The following is a 330-nucleotide window of genomic DNA, read 5'->3' on the forward strand; positions in this document are numbered from 1 at the left end:
TCATACACAAACGCCCTTAATTTTATTTCTTGCTCTATATCTATGGTGTAGATTTCATTATGCGGATTAGATAGTGCTGAATCATCATCGATAAATTTACCGTTCTTATCTTTTTTGTAGGCTTTGATAATGCCTATTAACACACCTGATTGTTTCTTTCTAAAGCGAATAGGATAGCTACATTGTTGAAAAATACAAGGTCTAATGGAAGTTTTTAACTCTTTTGCTTCATTTATAGGCCTTACTTCATAAATATCTGTATTATGCAATTCTGCCTTAAGTTTTACAAGGCTAGACTCATTGTCTATTTCACATTTTACGCTTCCTTCA

1 protein-coding gene is annotated in these 330 nt (G+C 32.1%); it reads right to left on the minus strand.

Going from position 1 to position 330, the window contains the following annotated elements:
* The coding region (locus tag ACWIX0_RS14345; RefSeq protein WP_454174636.1) for a hypothetical protein at window positions 1-330 on the minus strand (330 nt) is incomplete at both ends.

This window comes from Helicobacter sp. T3_23-1059 (assembly GCF_053654515.1).